Annotated in this window: 16 protein-coding genes and 1 pseudogene; 10 read left to right on the top strand and 7 right to left on the bottom strand. The window is 41.8% G+C overall.

Annotated elements, in window-relative coordinates:
• The first annotated feature begins 440 nt into the window (after positions 1-440).
• The 3 genes from V7K85_RS28510 to V7K85_RS28500 all read left to right on the top strand — a co-directional run bounded on the left by V7K85_RS28510 (position 441) and on the right by V7K85_RS28500 (position 5803).
• Complete coding sequence (locus V7K85_RS28510; RefSeq protein WP_334818809.1) at positions 441-761, top strand: helix-turn-helix domain-containing protein; 321 nt, start codon at positions 441-443, stop codon at positions 759-761.
• 1 nt (position 762) lies between these two features.
• Positions 763-4815: a PAS domain S-box protein gene (locus tag V7K85_RS28505; RefSeq protein WP_334818807.1), complete on the top strand. Its 4053-nt coding sequence runs from the start codon at positions 763-765 to the stop codon at positions 4813-4815.
• A 178-nt stretch (positions 4816-4993) separates the two neighbouring features.
• Positions 4994-5803 (top strand): metallophosphoesterase family protein, encoded by an 810-nt coding sequence (locus V7K85_RS28500; RefSeq protein ID WP_334818805.1) that lies wholly within the window; start codon positions 4994-4996, stop codon positions 5801-5803.
• Between the two features lie 208 nt (positions 5804-6011).
• Here the strand turns inward: V7K85_RS28500 and V7K85_RS28495 are convergent, their stop codons facing one another.
• From V7K85_RS28495 to V7K85_RS28465, 7 genes are all read right to left on the bottom strand, one after another.
• On the bottom strand, positions 6012-7223 hold the full coding sequence (locus tag V7K85_RS28495; RefSeq protein ID WP_334818803.1) for an aspartate aminotransferase: 1212 nt from the start codon (positions 7221-7223) through the stop codon (positions 6012-6014).
• Entirely contained in the window at positions 7220-8485 is a 1266-nt protein-coding gene (locus V7K85_RS28490) for an iron-containing alcohol dehydrogenase family protein (RefSeq protein WP_334818801.1), read from the bottom strand. The genes V7K85_RS28495 and V7K85_RS28490 overlap by 4 nt, the downstream gene beginning before the upstream one ends.
• A gap of 349 nt (positions 8486-8834) precedes the next feature.
• Positions 8835-8960 (bottom strand): hypothetical protein, encoded by a 126-nt coding sequence (locus V7K85_RS28485; protein ID WP_334818799.1) that lies wholly within the window; start codon positions 8958-8960, stop codon positions 8835-8837.
• 198 nt (positions 8961-9158) lie between these two features.
• On the bottom strand, positions 9159-9680 hold the full coding sequence (locus tag V7K85_RS28480; protein ID WP_334818798.1) for a Ycf51 family protein: 522 nt from the start codon (positions 9678-9680) through the stop codon (positions 9159-9161).
• Positions 9681-10277: 597 nt separating this feature from the next.
• Positions 10278-10664 carry a hypothetical protein gene (locus tag V7K85_RS28475; protein WP_334818797.1) on the bottom strand — a complete coding sequence of 129 codons (387 nt, stop codon included), beginning with the start codon at positions 10662-10664 and terminating at the stop codon, positions 10278-10280.
• Between the two features lie 438 nt (positions 10665-11102).
• On the bottom strand, positions 11103-12470 hold the full coding sequence (locus V7K85_RS28470; protein ID WP_334818795.1) for an O-antigen ligase family protein: 1368 nt from the start codon (positions 12468-12470) through the stop codon (positions 11103-11105).
• A complete protein-coding gene (locus tag V7K85_RS28465; protein WP_334818793.1) occupies positions 12452-13294 on the bottom strand; it encodes a YaaW family protein in 843 nt (280 codons plus the stop codon). The genes V7K85_RS28470 and V7K85_RS28465 overlap by 19 nt, the downstream gene beginning before the upstream one ends.
• A gap of 116 nt (positions 13295-13410) precedes the next feature.
• Between V7K85_RS28465 and V7K85_RS28460 the strand changes: the two are divergent.
• The 7 genes and pseudogenes from V7K85_RS28460 to V7K85_RS28425 form a co-directional block, all read left to right on the top strand.
• Positions 13411-13527 (top strand): annotated as a pseudogene (locus V7K85_RS28460) (NAD(P)-binding protein); the annotation flags it as partial.
• 672 nt (positions 13528-14199) lie between these two features.
• The gene (locus tag V7K85_RS28450) at positions 14200-14577 is read left to right on the top strand and encodes a hypothetical protein (protein ID WP_334818789.1); all 378 of its coding nucleotides are present in this window, start codon (positions 14200-14202) and stop codon (positions 14575-14577) included.
• Positions 14578-15246: 669 nt separating this feature from the next.
• Complete coding sequence (locus V7K85_RS28445) at positions 15247-16107, top strand: SIMPL domain-containing protein (protein ID WP_334818787.1); 861 nt, start codon at positions 15247-15249, stop codon at positions 16105-16107.
• Positions 16108-17010: 903 nt separating this feature from the next.
• Positions 17011-17454: a VOC family protein gene (locus V7K85_RS28440; protein WP_334818785.1), complete on the top strand. Its 444-nt coding sequence runs from the start codon at positions 17011-17013 to the stop codon at positions 17452-17454.
• Positions 17455-18000: 546 nt separating this feature from the next.
• Positions 18001-18921, top strand: coding sequence for a bestrophin family protein (locus tag V7K85_RS28435; protein WP_334818783.1), 921 nt, complete (start codon positions 18001-18003; stop codon positions 18919-18921).
• Positions 18922-19023: 102 nt separating this feature from the next.
• Positions 19024-19860 carry an alpha/beta fold hydrolase gene (locus tag V7K85_RS28430; protein WP_334818888.1) on the top strand — a complete coding sequence of 279 codons (837 nt, stop codon included), beginning with the start codon at positions 19024-19026 and terminating at the stop codon, positions 19858-19860.
• A 118-nt stretch (positions 19861-19978) separates the two neighbouring features.
• A complete protein-coding gene (locus V7K85_RS28425) occupies positions 19979-21706 on the top strand; it encodes a serine/threonine-protein kinase (RefSeq protein WP_334818781.1) in 1728 nt (575 codons plus the stop codon).
• Positions 21707-21749 lie beyond the last annotated feature (43 nt).

Here is a 21749-nt window from a genome sequence, read left to right as displayed (position 1 = left end):
TAAAAGTAAAATTAACTACATATTTTGAGAATTATTTCAGATAGTTTTGCCAAAATTAGCGAGAATTTAGAAAAAGTTATAAATACAAAGTATTAGATAAAACTTATGTATTTAGGATATCTTATAAAATATTAAGGAGTGAAGTTGCCAAGCATGACAATGTAATGCACCATCCATAAATTTTTGGCGGTGTGTGAGCCTTTAAAATCATCAAAGCGCTTAATATAATACTATTTATGCATCACATACCAACAAAATTTAATATTTATTTTATAGATCCTTTCTCCAGTTCTTTTCTATCAGCAAGTTTTTGTGGCATCACCTGAAAACAGTGAACAATTATCTGAAGTATGGTGAGGGGCTTAAATCAGTGAAGAGTAACCAATGACGGCTGATAACTGATATCGGTATGCGCCAAAAGATGAAATTGATAACAACTGATGACTGTTCAAATTCTTTCTGAAGCTGGAGACAAATGGCGAGACACCTGTCCTACTCTTCCTATTATGGAACTAGAAAAGCTACTAAAAATTTCAGATTTAATCCGTGAACTTCGGCAGCAACTCGATCTCTCTCAGGAAAAGTTTGCAGCTAAGTTGGGAGTTTCCTTACGAACAGTCAATCGTTGGGAGAACGGATCTACAGTGCCTTCACAGATGGCACTAAAGCTAATTGAAGAAATGTTACAGAAAATGGGCAAACCAGGCAAAAGACTACTGAACGAGTATCTCCCAAAAGCGGAGCAACGGCAGGACTCCTAAGATGATCGTGAAAGTACCCGGAAAAATTTTGATGATCCGCTCTTGCTTACTAAACTATGGTGTGATGACTCTGGCGGTCATAGCGGCGCTGCTGCTGACGCGACTGTTGTTGCCAGTCTTCGATCCGAGCGTATTTACATTATTTTATGCTGCCGTAGCAATTAGTGCCTGGTATGGTGGCATGGGACTTGGAGTATTAGCGATCGCCCTGTCTATTACAACTGCGCTTTATTTTTTGATCGAGCCAGTCTACTCATTCGGTTTCCTCAACTCGAATGTCTTGGTAAGATTAACCACGTTCTCATTAGTATCCTTGTTAATTACTGCCCTCTCCTCAGAGTTGCGAACTGCTAGACGCAAGGCAGAGACAAGTCTAAAGTTGTTGCAAAATAGCGAAATGCGATTTAGCCGACTGGCAGAATCCAACATCATTGGGGTGATTGTAACTGATATCAACAACGGCTCGATCATGGAAGCCAATGATGCTTTTCTGAAGATGGTCGGCTATACGCGAGAAGATTTGTCCGCTAACCAAATGAAATGGCGCGATCTCACCCCACCTGAGTATCTTCTTTTGAGTGAGGGTTCAGTGGAAGAACTTAGAACGACCGGAGTATGTAAGCCCTTTGAGAAGGAATACATTTGTAAAAATGGCGATCGCATTCCCGTTCTGCTCGGTTCTGTGCTTGTGGGAGACACTCAAGAAACAGTTATTGGCTTCGTTGTTGATTTGAGCGAACGCAAACAAGCAAAAGCGGCATTACAGCAAGCCAATGACCGGAATACACGCACTCTGGAAAACATGAGTGATGCATTTATTACTTTAGACCGGGACTGGCGAATCATCTACCAAAATGCCGAAGCAGAGCGAATTAACGGCAAACTCAGAACAGAGGTTATCGGTAAGTCGCAGTGGGAGGAGTGGTCTGCATTAGTAGGCACTGATGTAGAACGCCAGTACCGACGGGCGATGGCAGAACAAATTCCCGTCAACTTCGAGCATCACTACTACTTCCCGTCCAAGTATGACCTGTGGCTGGAGATTCACGCCTACCCTAGTGAGGATGGTCTTGACATTTTCTTCCGTGACATCAGTGAACGCAAGCAAGTAGAACAAACTTTGCGGGAGAAAGAGGAACGCCTGAGGTTAGCTAACGAGCGTTTTGAGTTAGCATCTGCTGCGGTCAACTGTTTGATTTATGACTGGAATTTAGAGCAAGATACCGTTGAAAGAACCGAGGGGTTAACCCGAATTTTAGGCTATTCCCTCGACATTGCCCAACCAACTGGTAATTGGTGGCGTCAACTTGTGCATCCAGAGGATTTGCAGCGTGTACAAGAGGCGGCGGCGATCGCTTTGGCAAATGGCGATCGCTTTTCTGCTGAGTATCGGATTCGCAACCAGAATAATCAGTATATCTACGTACTGGATCAGGGGATAGTGGTGCAGCGAGATGCTGATGGAAAACCAGTCCGCTTAGTTGGCAGCACTACAGATATCAGCGATCGCAAGCAGGCTCAGAAGGCAGTTCAAGCAACTGAGGAACGCCTCAGGAGTTTTGTGAAAGCGAATATAGTTGGCATTCTCTTTGGTGATGTGAATGGTGGTATCACTGAAGCCAATGACGAGTTCTTGCGAATTGTCGGCTATACCCAGGAAGATATCCAGGCAGGCAGACTACGCTGGACTGAGATCACGCCCCTTGAGTACCAATATTTAGATGAACTGGCTATTGCGGAGGCAAGAGCGAAGGGAACTTGTACTCCCTATGAAAAGGAATGTATTCGCAAGGATGGTTCCATTGTCCCAGTTGTAGTTGGCTACTCTCTGTTAGGAGAATCTCGGCAGAAATCAGTCGCATTCATTCTGGATATTAGCGATCTCAAACAAGCTAAAAAAGCGCTGAGTCAGAGTCAAGAGCAATTTCAAGCTTTTATGGATAATATTCCAGCCGCAGCATGGATTACGAATGCAGACGGACGTGTACTTTACCTCAGTCCAACTTATCTGAGCACATTCGATTTAGCAACAAATAAGGCGATTAATAAAAATATTTTTGACCTATACCCAGCCCAAATCGCTCAACCCCTGCTCGATAACATTAGAATGGTTGCCGAGACGAATCAGGTTGTTGAAACGATCGAGTCTGCGCCACGCACAGATGGCACCTTGGGGGAATTTTTGGTATATAAGTTTCCGATTGCGGATGCATCTGGACAACGCCTGGTAGGAGGGGTTGCAGTTGACATCACCGAACGCGAACGCGCCCTTCGTGAACGCCAGCTTGCTGAACTTGCCTTGCAAGAGCGCAGTGAACGACTCAAACTGCTTTCTGAAACAACCAGCGATTTGCTTTCAACTGAGCGCCCCTTGGATTTAATGAACAGCTTGTTCAGCAAACTTTCGGCGCAGATGGATTTGCATTTTTACTTTCACTATCTAATTGATACACACGAAAATAAGCAGAAATTTCGGTTAGTAGCTTGGAACGGCATTACTGATGAAGTATTTAAAACAATTGAATACCTGGAATTTAATCAAGGGATGTGCGGACTAGTGGCGCAAGAACGCCATCAAATTATCGTCAATGATGTACTGCACTCTCGTCATCCAAATGCCCAAATCCTTCATCCTTTTGGAATAACAGCCTATGCCGGTCAACCGTTAATTGCTCAGGGAAAGCTGCTTGGTGTCCTCTCCTTTGCCAGTCGCACCCGTACCCACTTCACTTCTGGGGAAATTGCTCTACTGCAAGCAACCTCCGATCAGGTGGCGGTTGCTCTGGAACGCGCTCAGTTGATGGCTTCGTTACAGCAGCAAAAAGAGCAATTAATCCAAGCTAACCAGATCAAAGATGAATTTTTGGCGGTTCTTTCCCACGAACTTCGCACGCCGCTAAACCCGATCTTGGGATGGTCGAAGTTACTGCAAACTAAAAAGTATGATCAAGCAACCACCACTCGCGCCCTGGAAACAATTGAGCGCAATGCCAAGCTTCAGACGCAACTAATTGAAGATTTGCTGGATGTCTCTCGGATTTTGCAAGGTAAACTCAGCCTGAATATTGCTCCTGTGAATCTGGAAACTGCGATCGCAGCAGCAATAGAAACTGTACGTCTAGCGGCTGAAGCCAAATCTATCAATTTGCGATTTACGATTTTAGATTTTGGATTAGAAAATTCTAACAGAAATTTAGAATCTATCGATTTTAACAAGCAACCTGACAATCTAAAATCCAAAATCCAAAATCCAAAATTCCAAGTAACTGGTGATTCCGGTCGCTTGCAGCAAGTTATCTGGAATCTACTTTCCAATGCTATTAAGTTTACACCCCAAGGTGAACAGGTAGAAATCAGTTTACAGTCACTTGGTTCTCAGGCTCAACTTCGAGTCCGTGATACAGGTAAGGGAATTAGCCCAGATTTTTTACCCTATGTCTTTGACTACTTCCGACAAGCTGATGGTGCAACTACCAGGAAATTTGGGGGACTGGGATTAGGATTAGCTATTGTTCGTCACATTGTAGAGCTACATGGCGGCACAGTTCAGGCAGAAAGTTTGGGTGAAGAACAGGGAGCAACCTTTACAGTCATCCTACCGCTGATCAAGATTCATCTAAATAGCCATCAAATTGATCGACAACCTGATGATTCGCCTGATCTAAATGGGGTGAGGGTTCTGCTTGTGGATGATGAGCGTGATACGCGAGAGTTAATTGCTTTCATTCTGGAGCAATCTGGCGCGGTAGTAACTCAGGCTGCATCTGCTTTGGAAGCAGTACAAGTTATGCCTCAGTTCCAGCCAAATCTGCTGTTAAGCGACATTGGAATGCCGGAAGTAGACGGCTATATGCTGATACGTCAAATTAGAGCCATGTCACCAGAACTTGGAGGGCAAATTCCAGCGATCGCCCTCACAGCTTATGCAGCTGAGGTTGATTATCAACAGGCAATTGCTGCCGGATTTGGACAGCATATCACCAAGCCTGTGGAGCCAGCTAAATTAATTCGAGCGATCGCAAACCTGATTTGTAATTGTAGCAATCTGCGTTAGATCCCCGACTTATTTGAGAAATTGGGCATCTGGATTGGATTGATGATACCAATAGTTAATTGAGTCTCTCAATTAACTTTACAACTCGTTCCTTAACTTCATCTCGAACGCAGCAAAAAGTTTCAATTGATTGCCCTTTAGGTGCGATCGCGCTTGAACAGGACTATTTTTTACTCAGATGCACATTATATCAATCTCTAATTTCCCCATTCATCAAATACAGTATCTTACAGCCGCTTCTGGTGGTATTGGTGTTGTTGAGAGATATTTACCAGTTTTATTAGGAGAAGTTGATTATTTACCTAACAATTTAGAGGCAATTACTATTACTAGTGATTTACAAGGAATTGACCCTAAAAACCAACAACTTCTCGGTCATCTTGTTATAGAAGAATTAGAGAATTTGGCAGAGATCGGAAAAATTCCCTCCCTAAAAAATACAGGCATTATATTAGCAGGTGATTTATATGCAGAGGTCAATAGGCGTAGTGGAGTAGTAGGGGATATCCGAGAAATTTGGCAAGCTTTTAATCGACGATTTCGTTGGGTAGCTGGTGTTGCTGGAAATCACGATAGTTTGGGAAATACACCCGAAGAAATTCAGATTTTTAAACAAAATCGCAGGATTTACTATCTTGATGGTGAGATCAGAAGAAATGGTGAGCTTAATCTTGCCGGGATTTCTGGTATTATTGGCAAAAAAATTAAACCCTTCAGACGCCCTGAGAAAGAATTTATTAAAGTAATTCGGGAACTTCTAAAGCAGTCACCAGATATTTTAATTTTACATGAAGGGCCCGATTACCCACAAGGTAATTTGGTTGGGAAAGAATCTATCCGCAAAGAGTTAGAAAAAATTAATCTAACTGATAATTTATTAGTTATCTGTGGTCATTCTTATTGGAAAATTCCAATGATCGCTTTAGAAAATGGTATCCAAGTCATTAAAGCAGATAGTCGTGTTATCGTACTTCAGGCGAAGAAATAATATCAAGTCCCTATATGATTGGGCGATCACACTGCATTTTCAGGAGGCATACTGGTTCATTAATATGATAGAAATATGACTTATTTAGGATTACAGGAAAATTTTGAATGACTGGAGAAGAAAATCTACTTTCTTACCAGTCAATCACTACTGAGATTGGCTTTCAGCTTTTATTCAGATAACCTTGACTAGACTGGGGATGCTATCTCTATTGTGAAGCAGAGACTACAGCTTCAGGTTGATAGCGGATGCCAGCTTGCTTGAAGCGATGTAAAGCTTCACCCAAGCGATCGCAGTCTGCAATCAAACTGATCCTTACATAACCCTCACCTGCAACCCCAAAGGCATTACCTGGAGTAAGAACAACACCAGTTTGCTGCAACAGGTTCAGGGCAAAATCTGTGGAACCAACGCCAACGGGACACTTAACCCAAAGATACATCGTCGCCTTAGTTTTGGGGATATCCCAACCCAACTCTCCTAACCCTTGAATCAGGAAATCGCGGCGGGTACGGTAGCGTTGTTGTACCTCGTACAAATACACATCTGGCAGTTGTAAAGCTGTTTCGGCTGCTGTTTGTAAAGCGGCAAAAATGCCATAATCTAAGTTAGTTTTCAGCGTCCGTAAACCTTGAATTACATGGCGATTACCCACGACAAACCCAACGCGCCAACCAGCCATATTGTAGGTTTTAGATAAGGTGTGAAATTCCACACCAATATCTTTGGCGCCAGGAATTTCTAGCAAGCTAGTGGGTTGATAACCATCAAAAGCTAACTCGGCATAACACAAATCATGCACCAGCAAAATTTCATATTTACGGGCGAAAGCGACGATTTCTTCAAAAAATTCCCGGGGTGCGGTGGCAGCAGTAGGATTACTGGGATAGTTGAAATAGAGAATTTTGGCTTGTTTAGCAACCTCGTCAGGAATCGCAGCTAAATCGATTAACCAGTCATTCTCTGGTTTAAGAATCAAACTGTGGATTTTGCCGCCGGCGATCGCTGGGCCCCGAAAATGGGCGGGATAAGCTGGGGAAGGAACCAAAACAACATCACCTGGGTTAATGTAGGCGATCGCTAAATGGGTTAATCCTTCTTTAGAACCCAGCAGTGGTAAGGCTTCGCTATCGGGATCGAGAACCACACCATAACGGCGATGATACCAGTTGGTAATCGCCCGGCGAAAACTAGCAGTCCCCTCAAAAGGAGGATAACCGTGATTAGCGGGATCTTTTAAAGCAGCGATCGCTGCTTCTACAACTGGTGCTGGTGTGGCACCATCGGGGTTTCCCATACCCAAATCAATTAAATCTAACCCTTGTTCGCGTGCTTTAGCTTTCAGTTCATCTAAACGGGCAAATACATAAGGTGGCAGTTTTTGTATACGTTCTGCTGGGACAATCCAATTTAAACTCATAAAACCTCGTCACTCATTCCCTTGGGCGAAACTCGATTTGTAAGGCTGTGCCGTGCGGAGGTTCCCGACGCTCGATGACTCGCTAACGCTCCGCTATCCGTTGAGGCGACTGCCGTAGTCTCTCTACTATCTATAGGTGCAGTGGTGGAAACCATTGCCGCCATTAACTGTTCTGGCACGACTTTAAACGGTAGTCGATGGATGTCAGAATTAGGAATTAGAGCAATTTCAGCGGCTGTTTGCAACTCGCCTAATGTAATATTGCCCAATCCCAAATCACTTAATTTTTGGGGTAGTCCAATTTCTGCATAGAACTTTAACAACTGTTGTCGTGCTGATGCTGCTAGTTGATTGCCTTGTAGCATTTCTTCTAAACGCAGTTGCACCAAAATCCCAAAAGCAACCTTTTCGCCATGAATACTGCCATGTCCGGAAATATGAGTTAAACCATTATGCACGGCATGGGCAGCAACTGTGCGACACTGCGCCCCTCCAAGTCCCCCAACTACCCCAGCGAGTAAAACAGTGGCGTCTACCACTTCTCGCCAAACCTCACTACCTGGTTGTTTCAGTGCGGAGGCTGACTTTTGCAAGAGGATATCTCGCAAAACTCGTGCTTGTTGCACCGCAGCAATAATTAAAGTGTCTTGTAAGTGCCCACTGCTAACTGAGGCTTCATACCACTTAGCGATCGCATCACCAATTCCAGCTACTAAAGTCCGTTGTGGTGCAGTTTTAATCAAGTCATAATCGAGTATCAATAAATCGGGACAACGAGACAGCCCCACATCGTAGAGAAACGCCCCGTCTTTTGAATAAACATTCGACAAGGCACTCCAAGCTGCACAGGTAGCCGCTGAAGTAGGAACTGTCACCACTGGCAACTCTAACTGCTGTGCAACTAATTTCGCTGTATCTAGGGCTTTGCCGCCACCAACACCGATAATTAGATCAGCTTTATGTTCTTTTGCCGTTTTCTGTAAAGATTTCAGGCTAGCTTCGCAGCAATCTGCACCATAGGAAACTTGGGCAGTATGTAACTGTTGCGTTTCTAAAACTGGTTGCAAATTTTTTCGGCTGATGGCGAGAGTAGACTCACCTGCCACAATTAAGGGACGACTTCCCAAACAGGCGATCTCTGCTGCGGCTGCTTGCAACACCCCAGAACCACGGATTACTTTTGCTGGGGCAACTGTGAGCGTAAATAACGAACTAGAGGTTTGAGTAGACAAAGAAGGTTGAGTAGAAAATTTATTGGTCATATAATCTAGTTTGCCAAAACCTTGATATTTCTTAATCTAATAGACTTGCAGTCAGGAATAGTTGTTGCCACGCAGCTTTCAGGATGGCTACAAACAAAGCATCTGACTCAACTAAGTTTTAACCGATGTAATCAAAAAGACAAAGCCCATCGCCAACTGGTTAAGCAATTTGACGACATTGCTTGAATCTGTGATGTCCATTAGTCTGAAATTCCGAACTATCAAAGTTTTGAATAACCGTATTATTAATTAACATTACCACTCTCAGATTCTCAGGAAAAGTGATTGAGAACTGAAATAATGCGTCGATGGTCATTCCAGCTATGGATAGGTGCGTAGAGCCATACATCTATCTGTACGCCCCCACAGCCGATTCATTTGCCGCAAAGATTGTGGAAATGGCAACAGTAGTAATCAGGATAACAACTGACAAATCACCATTGTCAGTACCCATTATTTGTACGCTGATTGACATTTTTCCACAGTGGAATCACGAAAGTGTGAATATCTTAATCTAAAAACAACTATTAATGTATCAGTAAATACAAAATAAATTTTGTTATTCTGATAACAGGTAAATTATTTTGTCCTCTAGGAGGATAAAGGGAAGAGGGTGAGGGCTGAAGAAAAATTGTACAATCTATTCCCCCTGCTCCTCTGCCCCCTGCTCCTCTTAAGCAGTAGGTTTTGGCAATTGGGCGAAATTGTCTGTGTAAATTTCGATTGTGATTGGGGAATTTTGATGAGAAACGAGCGATCGCTTGACCTCACCCAAGTAAACTGGTACAGAAATCCCTGGTTCCGGGTGGATAATGGTACGGGCACGAACTGTCAACTTGTCGTCTTCTTGTGTACCTGAACGACCATAAGAAAAGAGATTACTAGCTGCTTGACGTAAAGTTGCTTCTAATTGTGTGGGTGTAATTTGGGGTGATGTGGCAATCACCGCTTGTGTTGACCCATTGTCATAAACTAGAGTGTAGCGGACTGCTCCTGGAATCACAGTCCGACTCAAGGGGACTATCGAGAGTGCAAATAAACCACCCGTCAGCACCAGCATAAAGCCAGTCGTACCTACCAACCGAAAGCGGATGCCCCATTTGAGGATAAAAGCCAAAACTGTTAAGGCAGCAAATACCAAGCTAGCTATGCCTGACCATTGGGTGTACTGAAGAAAGTTAGCTGTTGTGAGCATAAGGTTGGTTATGGAGGCGTCTTTTTTTCGTTACCGACACACCCATTTTACCGAGAGCTTACACCATAAGGGTTATTGCAGTCATCACAGTCAGCGCTAAATAAGTCTTGACTTACGCAAACAATACCCAAAACTGTGATTTTCTTCTTAGGGACTTCCAAGAAATAGATTATCCAATCTTGTGGGGTGGACATCATGTCCGCCCTTGGCTATGGGCTTTCGTGTCGCCCACCCCACAAGAAGTAATTGAGTATTTTTTATTTGGAAGTCCCTTAGGGCAATTCATCTAGACGCATTCGCGGCTTAAGGCAGGGTACATGCGTGTCAACTTAAGCCCAAACCCCTTTAAAACCTCGTTTCCAGCCTCTGGCTGGAAATGCTCCTCATTGCGGCAGAGCCGCAAGTCCAGAGGCGAAGCCTCCCATTAGGCATTAAGAATCAGAGACTCTTGACGAGGCAATCTCTAAAAGCTGCTTATAGACTGGCTTTCACCTTAAATTGACACCAATGGGCAGGGATATTGCCCCGACGACAGATGTGGTTTTCCAAATTATCTATATTTGGTTTTTCCTGTGAATGCGTAAGTACTAGAATTTTTCAGAAATGTATTGCCTCACCAGAGACGATATGGGAATTTTTAGATGTCTGCAACTTAGTTTGAACATTATCAATGATTGCCAGCAAATCAGCATCTTTGTTCCATTTTGAGTCAATCCGGGTTTTAGTTGCTGCGTCGTAGAGGTTACAAAAAACCACATTTTCTTCTCCAGCAGTTGCAGCGATAATCAGGGGCTTGGAAAAGTCCTGGACTAGGGATACAGCTAAAAGGAAACTTTTAGCAAAGTTCGTTTCTATTCCAGTCGTAACAATATAAATTTCATCGGCTCTAACAACGATATCTAACTTAATGTTGTCCTTTTCTCTAAATTCTTTCGTCGTTAATTTAAGCTCGGATATATATCCAGTCAGCCCTGTTTTTTGCACAGGAATAGTTATTTTATTATTGATATCGTAGTTATACCATAGGTAGGATTATCCGCTTAATTCTCCTCTTTTTACATACAAATAGATAGGTTCTGGCGGGTTGCAAAGACCTAATTTAATTTCAGTAACCATGTTTGATATTCCTTTATGAATGATAAAAATTTTTCAGATATTCCGTCAAATTCAATATTCTTTAAAATCGTCCAAAAATAATAAATATACAAAAGGGCATCTACAAGAGATGCCCGTCATGCAGGAAAACCCCAAAAGGTTGTCCCTACACCTTCCCAACAATCAGCAACAGTAACTAATTAGGTATTAGTCACACTCACAGACGTGAATATAGTAATCTTATTAACTTAAAACTATAAATGTACCCAGTGCATACACGGAAAAGAAACTGATGGCTATTTTAAGTTGCTGTTTGTCATTTGCTAACTAATTTGGATGAGATGCAAGCCTGTCATGTTGGTTATAACGATGTACTACTCCACAAATGGCAGCCAAAATTAACCATGAAAACGTATTCAACCGAAAATCGAATAGGGTTACATCGACTGTATTCAATAGAACCCACCCCACAAAAGCCAGAAGATAACTGAAAAATATCAGTCTGTCTTCTGTATTTATATATTTTGACTTTCGCAGTAATTGCACGCCTGTAATCAAAATCCAAGCGAGTAAGCCACAAAATAAAAAAGTACTAGGAAAACCAGTTTCAGCAGATAACATCAAAAACAAGTTATGGGGATGACCCAAGTGAATCTGCATCTTGGCTTTATAAAGTGTACTAAAACTGTGTAAGCCCCAGCCAGTCCAAGGATGTTCCTGAGCTAAAGACCAGGCAAACTCCCACTGAGTTTTTCGCATTAAAGCGACTGGTCTACCTGGATACATATCGTCATTTAACCTTGCCCAAAAGAAGCCAGGAACGTACTGACGAAAAAATTGAGCGACTGGCGAGGGAGCAAAAGCTGCCAAAAGCACACTAGAGACGATCACAGCGACGCCACCCACAAGAATGCGCCAACCTTGGTAGAGTGCATAAGCTAAACAGGCAAAAATAGCGATCCCCCACCCATTGCGCGAACTGGTGAAAATTAAGGCGATGAAATTTGTGATCACCGCCACGGTTAGAAACAGAAAGGGGACTGAATTCTTTCCAATACTGAATCCTCGATACCCATTACCCCTTATCCCCAGAGGGGGCCCCACCTTCCCCGATCGCCATTGTTCGAGCCACAACCCTAAGCCCAGGATGAAAACTATTGCTAGATAAGCAGCGAAGGTGTTAGCGTGCAAGAAGAGTGAGGCTATGCGACCTGGTGGATTTCCTCCTGGTCTGATTGTCCCAGCTAAGACAATCCACAAAATCTCGAACTTCAAACTCCAGCCTAAAAATAACTGTCCCAAGCCGATAATTACTACTGGCATAGAACCGATCACCAAAATCCAAGCCATTTGCCGCAATTGAGCAAATGTTTGAATCAGAGTGCTATGGGCAGCGAAAACTAAAAAGAACGGTAATAAATTAAATAAGCCGAGAAAAGCTTCTGTCTTGTGATCGGCAACCCCAGCAGTCATGATCAGCAATACACTCAAAAGGGCAAATCCCCAGTTCAGGGGGCGGCGGCTAATTTTGCGGTATTGTCGCCCCAAAGTTATTAATGAGACAAAACCGATAGTCACCGCTCCCAAAAAAGGACTCAATGGGAAAATTAACAGTGCCCATAGAGAGTAGTTCCAAGAAGATTGCCAACGAGATTTGAAATAGTAAAAAGCTTTGTTCAAGCTGGCTCCCAACATTCCTCACGAGTGAGGCGAATTTGAGCTAAGGCAAAGATGGTAGGGATGATCCGACCATAGTTAGTGGCGATCGCTCTCCACCCTAAATCCGCAAAAAACCAACCCCACATTATCGGCCCAATCACAGCAAACATACTGCGCGTTGCCCCATAACGAGCTGCACTCACAGTCATACCCCGTCGAGCCATTTGCATCGCTACATAGCTTTGGAATTGCGTTGTAGCTGCTTCTGAGCCTTTAATCGCAGCTTGTTTGGCTACTTCATAGCTAGCAAAGTGGATGGCAAATTGACGGGCAATTTGCTTAAGTACAAGTGGCTGGAGCATGGAAGTAACAGCGATCGCACTACCGCCTTTGAAAAGTAACCCCAAGGGGTCACGTTGTAATAAAAGTGGTAGCGGTTGTTTTAGTTCTGATTTGAGAAGTTGACGCTGCACCCCTACAGTCAACTTTTGCTTTTCCTGTTCAGGCAATTTTTTCCACACCTGTCCTAGCAGATGCAAAAATACTTCTGCTTCTAAATCAACGGTTGCTAGCTGATTAGAATAAGGAATTTTTAGATACTTACATACTTGAACTAAAGCTTGCCGGTAAGTTACCTGGCCTGTGCGTCCCCGCAATACCGTGATCCCATCTGCCGCTAAAAAACGAAAGCGACCCTCTAGTGCATCTAACCAAGCTTTACGGTCTTGGCTTTGTACTTCGATGGGTTCGGGTGTGTGTACATAGTCTAGGGGATTGAACTTACGACTAAATAGAATTGCCGTTAAGTCTTGCAATTCTTCTTCGGTCGCTAACTCTAGCGCCGCCCTCATTTCATCCAATTTCCCTTCCTCCCTTCCGTGCAGCTTTCTGTACCTTATTCTACTATTAGCTTTCAGCAGTCATTAGTAGTAATTTTGTCCTTTGATAATAACCAATGACTAGGGACTATTGACTCATGACTGATATTGCAGTGATTGGTGCCGGAATAGCCGATTTAGTCTGTGCCCAGCAGTTAAGTCAAGCTGAATATTCGGTGCTAGTGGTGGAAAAATCCCGTGGTTTGGGAGTCAGATAGTTTGCTGTGGTGATTCGTGTACCGGCAATCTTGTGGAAGGTGCAATGCTTTCTGGATTAGCTGCGGCTGATGAAATTAATAATCAGTTGGTTCATCTACCTTTAGATAATGTGAACTTTTTAAAATTTTTTACTAGTTGATTTCATCTGTCGCTAGACTGATTTTTACATAAAGTGAGTTGCTATTTTTATGACTTACTAAACGAACGTGCAACAAATAAGTTTTTTAGATTAAACAGCAAATTTTGCAGCAAACCTAAAAAGTGATGTAAATTACCAACAAAGCTTAACTTCCTCAAAAACTGGCTCCTGATTCAAGTTGTTTTATTGTCGTTAATCTTGATCCCCTAGCTTTCATGCTGCGTTTTATGTACATTTCTGCCAAATAGGCATAAATTTGAAATAATTAGGATTATAAATATAAAATGTCGGCAACTTACCAGCTTATTGGATACTGTTTTAATAAGTCATACTGTGAAACAGTATAAACTTTAACTAAAATAAGCAAAGCTAAATGTCTGATATTCTACCAAAATAAAAAGCTAGTTTCGGGGTGTCTTACATCTATCAGTTGAATTACTTCTAACTGATTGCCATGACGACGTTGGCATCTAAAAAAGTTGTTTTCTCCACCAACCATTGACTGGATTAAAAAAGGAGTTCAAAAATCATGAAATCGGTAGTAAATGTAACACAGCAATCAGTAGTAGGAGAGATTGAAAGCGTTTTGGATACATATCCATCCGATCCATATCAACAAGCCTTTGCGATTCCTGACTTACGCCAAGAGCTAATTGCTTTCGTCCTCAACCGCATTCCCTCCTTTTATAGCGTGATGTCTGACGGACAAATTCCGCTAGCAGAGGCTGAACAAGGAAGCTTGGCTTATTACAAGTTGCCTCGTAAACCCTTGGAGCAGCAACTACATTTACAAAATTTGATTCACCAAGGCATTTGTTTAATCGTTCAAGAAAAGTCAGATTGGATTAGCCATCATCTTTGTGAAACAGTTGAACCAGCTTCTGAACCTTCCCACTGGTTTGGTTAATACCAGGACTTACGCAAAATTATGAAAAAACGTAGACGCGGAGCGGCTTGCCGCAGGCTACCGCAAAGGACGCATTCGCGTAGCGTCTCGTAGAGAAGGACACAAAGGAATGGAGTTTTAAAGGGTTCTTGCGTAAGTCCTAAATACCTCTAACAAGATTTGGCTCTCTGCTGATCTGACTTTTCACGTTGTATGGAAAGGGCCACGAAAAACCTAACCCCCTAACCCCCTTCCCGATGCTCTAAGCAGGGTGGTTTCATACGAAGAAAGAAAAATATATAAGTCTTGATTCTCGTTTTGTGACATGGCTTTTTACCCCGCTTCCATTCCTCTCCCCGAAAGGTCGAGAGGCTTTTAAACCCAGTTTTAGTTTCTTCTCTGCTTGTATGAAACCACCCTGCCCTTCCCGATGCTCTAAGGGGGAAAATTCAAAGTCTCTCTCCTTGTAGGAGAGAGATTTAGAGAGAGGTTTTCCAGATACCTGAAAAGTCAGATAAGAGATCCCCCAACCCCGTTAAAAAGTTGGCTCTTGAGATCCCGCTTTTTTTACTGGGGTTAGGGAGGATTGCGCTTCGCGTAGGCTACGCGAACGAGGTTTCAGGTTTTGAGTGCGTAAGTCCTGAATTATTTGGATGAAGGATTCAGTATATTGCTCTTGAGGTGTAAACTTTGACAATTACTAAGTTCAAAGGACATTCCCAGGACATGAGAAAAATAACAGTTCTAATGCTGGTAAGTATTACCGTGACTGTCGGGGTGGGAGCATTAACGCCCAAAGTCACTAATGCCCAATTATTTTATCCACCAGCAAGCGATCGCCATTCATTAATGGTAATCGGTCAAGGGGTGGTGAGAGTGGCAGCAGATACAGCAGATATTGAATTGGTATTCAGTAGCGGAGGTAGCAATGATCAGTTGGAAACGAAACCATCATCTCTACCGGAAACCCGCCGTATATCCTCACCGACTCTACTGTTAAATTACAAAACAGCAGCAGAATCTCTACCAAGCAAAAAATCACTAACTAAAGCAACTCTCCAGCCTGTAGTTAATAGCCTAGTTGCCAAAGGGATTAGTGTTGATAAAATTCAAGTGCAAATTAACACTAATTCTAGTGAAAATAACGCCAAAATATTAGTGAGATTAGAAAAACCAACACGCGATCGCGTTCAAGAAATTGTTGCTACAGCGAACAAGTCCACGAGCCAACTTGAAAATATTTCCGTTAAGAGTGTGGGCGTTGAGTACGCAGTCAATGACTGTCAAGGTTTGCAGAGTTCAGTTTATCAATCAGCTATGAAAGACGCTCAAAGTCGCGCTCAGGCTTTAGCAACTGCTATGGGTGTTAAACTGGGTACTCCTTCTGTAGCCGAGCCATTTTACACATTATTCTATCCCTCATGTAGTTCCAAAACTGGAATTCCTTTACCGTCTTTTGCGAGTTTTTTATTATCACCTACTTATAATCCAGACGCTCCGGCGGAAGTAGAGATGAAAAAGGATATTTTTGTGACATATACAACAAAATAAACACTTATATTCAGTGTGTAGAGGCACAGCGACTTGTCGTCAGACATCGCACTTTTATTTAGTCAAAATTAGGAGTGCGATCGCTTAACTATTTTGCCTTTTCGTGAGTTGTATAAATTAAATTTAACTTTCCTTTAATTATGGGATATTATCAGTTAATACACGAGAAACAATAAATCTTACCTCGATTAGGAGCAGGATATCTAATAATCAATCAAGTCTCCTGTCTGTAATTCCTGCCATACTCTATCTTGCTCGTAATGTTTCAGAAGCTTGTAGCTGTAAGTTTTCTTTCTGAGGAGTAGAATTGGAGATTTCCATACTTTCTCAGTAATTTTTATAACAATTCCTAATTTATATTAATTTTACCGCACAGCTATAGTGTGCGTGTTCATAATAAAGGTAAAATATTCACTGGAGTTTAGACTAGATGGGTAATTTTAAACTGCAATAATTAAAAAACTCCAGAAATGTTTGTGGCAAATCTGGAGTCAGGAAAGATACGCATTTACCTATATCCAAATTTTCACCCTGAGAGAATCCTACGTCATCAGGGTATACACTCAAATACAGTTAAGGATGTCTGAGAATAAGCCACTTTGCTTCTTGTTTACACACCTTCTCTGTTGGAAGTACGGAAGTACGCAAAATAGCCTCAGTTCATCTGAGGCTGTTTTGTGAGAGTTGTTTGGTAGGAGGGGTACATCAACAGTGATGCCCCGTCTTAGATATAGATAATTCAGTATGCATCCGTATTCAGCCGTGTTTTGGCATATCCGGATGATTTGGAAAATTTTGTAGGCGCAGCCCGTCGTAGACATCGCTTTTTCCAAAAAGAAACTCCAGATGCGCTTAAGGCATTTGGAGTAGTAACAGGTTTCTAACATCAATCAATTCTTACCTATGCGATCGCCAGATGTCGTTGGGGTATATACTCAAATGTATTTTATGTCTGATCATCCACCAATTGAACAGCAGGTTACCTTTTTTTATACTCATAATCTCGATGTGTCCACAGAATTTTACCAACAAAAGCTGGGCTTGGAATTGTGGCTTGACCAAGGAACCTGTCGTATTTATACTGTTAGTGGCTCTGGATACTTGGGATTGTGTCAAGCAAGCGAAATATCAACTCCTCCAGCCGACAAGCAATCAAGTGTCATTTTTACCTTGGTAACACAGCAGGTGGATGAATGGTTTGAATATCTCAAAAAACGTGGCGTCGAATTTGAAAAGCCACCTACACTAAATGAAAAGTACAATATTTACCACTGTTTTTTACGTGATCCCAGTGGTTATTTGATTGAAATTCAACGTTTTGAGACTAACCACAAAAAAAAGACATAACTTATTTAGTTATGTCTAAAGGTTTAATTTACAGGGTAGGATTTGTACAGGTTAGAACTTTTTGATTTACTGGGGTAGATGATACCGATTAATGGTGTATGGACATCATCGACAGGCATGTACCTTTTCTTCTATAGATTTATCGGGGTAAGGCGCGGGATTTATGCAGCCACTGAGAAATATTTACATTTCTTTACAATTGCCGTGTAAGCGTAGCCAGCACTTCTCTACGAGACGCTGCGCGTAGCTTGCTTAAGAGTAAGGGTACGACAAGCTCAGTCACCACCGTAGGTATCGCTATTAACTTTTATATAACCCAAGGTAATACGCTTGGGATAAGCCTTCTCTCTCCCAGCATCCCCTTACCTTCCAGCGGATTGTAACAGAAGGTAGGATACAGTAATTACCGCCAGCATATCCTGTTATCTTCCCAACACTACTTATTACAGTATCCTTTTTGCCAATTGTGCTATTTCTATAGTTATTATTTTTAAAGTACCGATGTTTAATCTATCGGTTCACTAAATATTCTCTTAGGGTGACTGCATGACAGCCGAAAAACTCACATGGCTACGCACCAAATTACAACTTAAAGGTTCGGTGATGAAAGCAATTTACAAACATATTTTATGGTGCGGAGCTTTCGGATTTTTGATTTCTATACTTTACCATTTTGAGATGCCTGTATCCCAACCTATTTTAGGAAGTGTTATTCCTAGTATTGTTTTAGGTTTGTTACTTGTATTTCGCACAAACACTGCTTATGATCGATTTTGGGAAGGGAGAAAATGCTGGGGATCTTTAGTAAATAACATCCGAAATCTGGCCCGTCAAATTTGGGTATCAATTGATGAAATATCACCAGAAGATAAAGACAATAAAATTACAGCCTTAAATTTATTGGTAGCTTTTGCTGTGACAACTAAATTACATTTGCGGGGAGAAGCAGTCAATAGGGAGTTAGAAGATTTAATGCCATCTAGTAAGTATATAAAACTGAAGATTATGAATAATCCCCCCATAGAGGTTGCCTTTTGGATAGGAGATTATTTACAGGAGCAATATCATCGCAATTGCCTTAATAGCTACCAGTTAACATCTATGCAAGAATTATTGAATAATCTTGTGGATAATTTAGGTGCTTGCGAACGGATTTTAAAAACACCTATGCCATTAGCTTATTCCATTCATCTGAAGCAATTATTGTTACTATATTGTTTCCTGTTACCTTTTCAAATAGTGGAGAGTCTGGGTTGGTGGACAGGTTTAATTGCGGCTTTGGTTGGTTTTACAGTATTTGGCATTGAAGCCATCGGCTTGGAGATAGAAAACCCCTTTGGTTATGATCCTAACGACTTACCTCTAGATACGATTTGCGAGACAATGAAACGCAATATTGACGATTTAATTACTCTAACTCCAAATGCGCGATCGCATCTAAATAATTTTACTTATGAGAAAAGTTAAGATTGGTTATAGCTGTCAAGTCCCATCTCCCATCGCTCCCCCATCTTCTTTCGCAGTAATATATAAACGCGAAACTATCTCTTCACTGGTGGATGTGCAATGATGCCTGTACGTCAAACTTTATCAAAGCCTGATATCCAACTTTCTTACTTAGAGTGGAACCAAGGTAAAGAACCTTTACTGCTGCTACACGGTTTAGGCGACCATGCTCTAGTGTGGTCTAGTTTAGGAGATTACTTAGCGGCAGACTACCACATAGTTGCACCAGATATGCGTGGACATGGCCAAAGTAGTAAGCCTGAGAGAGATTATAGTTTTGAAAATGCGATCGCAGACCTCGAAGCACTCATGGATAATCTCAGATGGACATCTGCCCATATTGTCAGTCACTCGTGGACTGGCAAATTAACCGCCATCTGGGCAAGGCAAAACCCAAAGCGTTTGCGGAGTATAATTTTGGTCGATCCGATTTTCATCTGGAAAATGCCCAGCCTTTTCAAGGTAACTTTTCCGATGTTGTATCGCTTCTTGCCTTTTCTCAAAAGCATGGGCCCCTTTGCTAGTCATGAACAAGCCGAACAACAAGCACGGCAGTTAAAGCAATATCAAGGATGGAGTTCCTTACAGCAGCAAGTCTTCCAAGCAGGAATAGAACAAAAACTCGATGGTAGTTGGGGCAGCAAATTTACTATAGCCGCCCGCGACGGGATTTTTGAGGAAGTTATGCAAGTGCGTGGTTTTACAATCCCCCTTGATACCCATGCCCTCTTTATCCAACCAGAACAAGGTCTAAATCCCCAAGATTGGCAAATCCAACCCTACAAAACCTATCTCAAAAACCTACGCATCTGCCAAGTTCCTGGCAATCATTGGCCGTTTTTGACACAACCAGAGGCATTTAACCAAACTGTAGCAGCTTTCTTGGCAGAACACAGATAGAAAATCTGATTATTATTAGACGGGATTATCATCCGGCAACAGAAGAATTAATAGGAGTGATGTCTAGCGACAAACGCTTTTGCGTCTATGCTCCTCTTCAAGTACGGATAAGCCAGTCATGAGCCTTTGTATCAACCCCGTTTGCCCTAAACCAAATCACCCGAATAATCATCAAAACCGCTTTTGTCAAAGTTGTGGTTCCCATTTGGAATTGCTAGGGCGTTATCGGGTGACGTGCCTGTTGAGTGACAAAACAGGGTTTAGTAAAGTTTATGAGGCATACGAACAAGATACCCCCAAAATCCTCAAGATACTCAAAGAAAAACTATCAGGCGACGCCAAAGCTGTAGAACTATTTCAGCAAGAAATAACAGTATTGGGACAACTCAAGCATCCCGGTATTCCCAACGAAGATAGTTACTTTCAGTATCAAACCCGAAATGGTTTAGTGTTGCATTGCATAGCAATGGAAAAAATCGATGGTAACAACTTAGAACAGTGGTTAAAGCAGCAGCAACAGAATTACTCTATTTCGCAGGAACAAGCTGTAGCCTGGTTAAAACAATTGGTAGAAATTTTGGATTTAGTGCATGGTAAACAGTACCTGCATCGAGATATTAAGCCGTCTAATATCATGATTCGCTCTCCCCTTGGGAAGGGTTGGGGGGATTTGGTACTGATTGATTTTGGCACCGCCACTGAAATTGACAGAACTTACCCAGATAAACTCAGCAATGGTGAGGGGATGACAGCACTTATGTCATCTGGCTACAGCGCTCCTGAACAAATGAATGCTCAAGCAGTACCGCAATCAGATTTCTTTGCCTTGGGACGCACATTTGTATTTTTACTTACGGGATACCATCCCTTAGATATGTATGATATACAGCACAATTTGTTGCACTGGCAAAATCATGCCATCCATATTTCACCCTTACTATTAAATTTAATTGATTGGCTAACAGCACCGGATATAGAAAAGCGTCCCGCTAATGCCCAGGATATTTTGCAACGCCTAGAAGAAATTGAAACCCAACTAATAGAAACTCCTCCTCAAAATATTAATTTAGTAGGTGATTATAACATTGAGCAATTGCCACCACCAATTATTAAAACTTCATTTTCTCCACAAGAACAGACCGAAGAAGTATCACTACTAAAATTTTTTGCAGCGCTGCTAGTGATATTAGGATTACTTAGTATAGTGGCTTTAGCAACGCGCACATCAAAATTCTCATTCAGGTCAAATTACGGACAATCTCCCGAAAAAAAAGGTAAAATTGATTATTTTCCTTATCAAGAAGGTAGGGATAGTCAGGGGAAAGTAGCAAAATTTAATATAGCTGTTTTATCACTAGAATATAAATGGCTTTTAGGTAGCAATTTTCAAATTAAATATAATGATGAAATTATTAGTCTTGACCTTTTAAAATTGAACTTAGAACAAGAAGGTATAGAGAATATAATGGAAGCTCCCACTGAGATTATCTCTGTAGGCACAGCTTCTTGTAAGGGTGATACGGCAGTTCAAGAACGTGTAGCTTTAGAACGTTCCAAACAAATACAATTTTTAGTGCAAAAATTATTTATTAATACACCAAGTGTCAAAGGTTATCGCATATTAAATTTAGGGCAATTTCAACGAAGTGATTGTCAGGCAAATCAGGATTTAACTAAATATCAGAGAAGTATTATAATCATTGGCGTTAAAAAACAATCACCAGGTTTAATTCTGGATGAGGCATTACGGGATAGGTTAGAAAAGAAGCCTTTTGCTGATTTTAAGTTAGAAGATTATTCTTTGGGGTCAGCGGAAAAGTTTAAGACGATACCAAGTAATTTATAAAATCTATAGCAAAGTACATCAGTGCATAGGCGTAGCCCATAGT

The organism is Nostoc sp. (assembly GCF_036917615.1).
GTDB lineage: Bacteria > Cyanobacteriota > Cyanobacteriia > Cyanobacteriales > Nostocaceae > Nostoc.
Note: the sequence above shows the minus strand (reverse complement) of the source record. Positions and strands in the feature narration are given on the sequence as shown.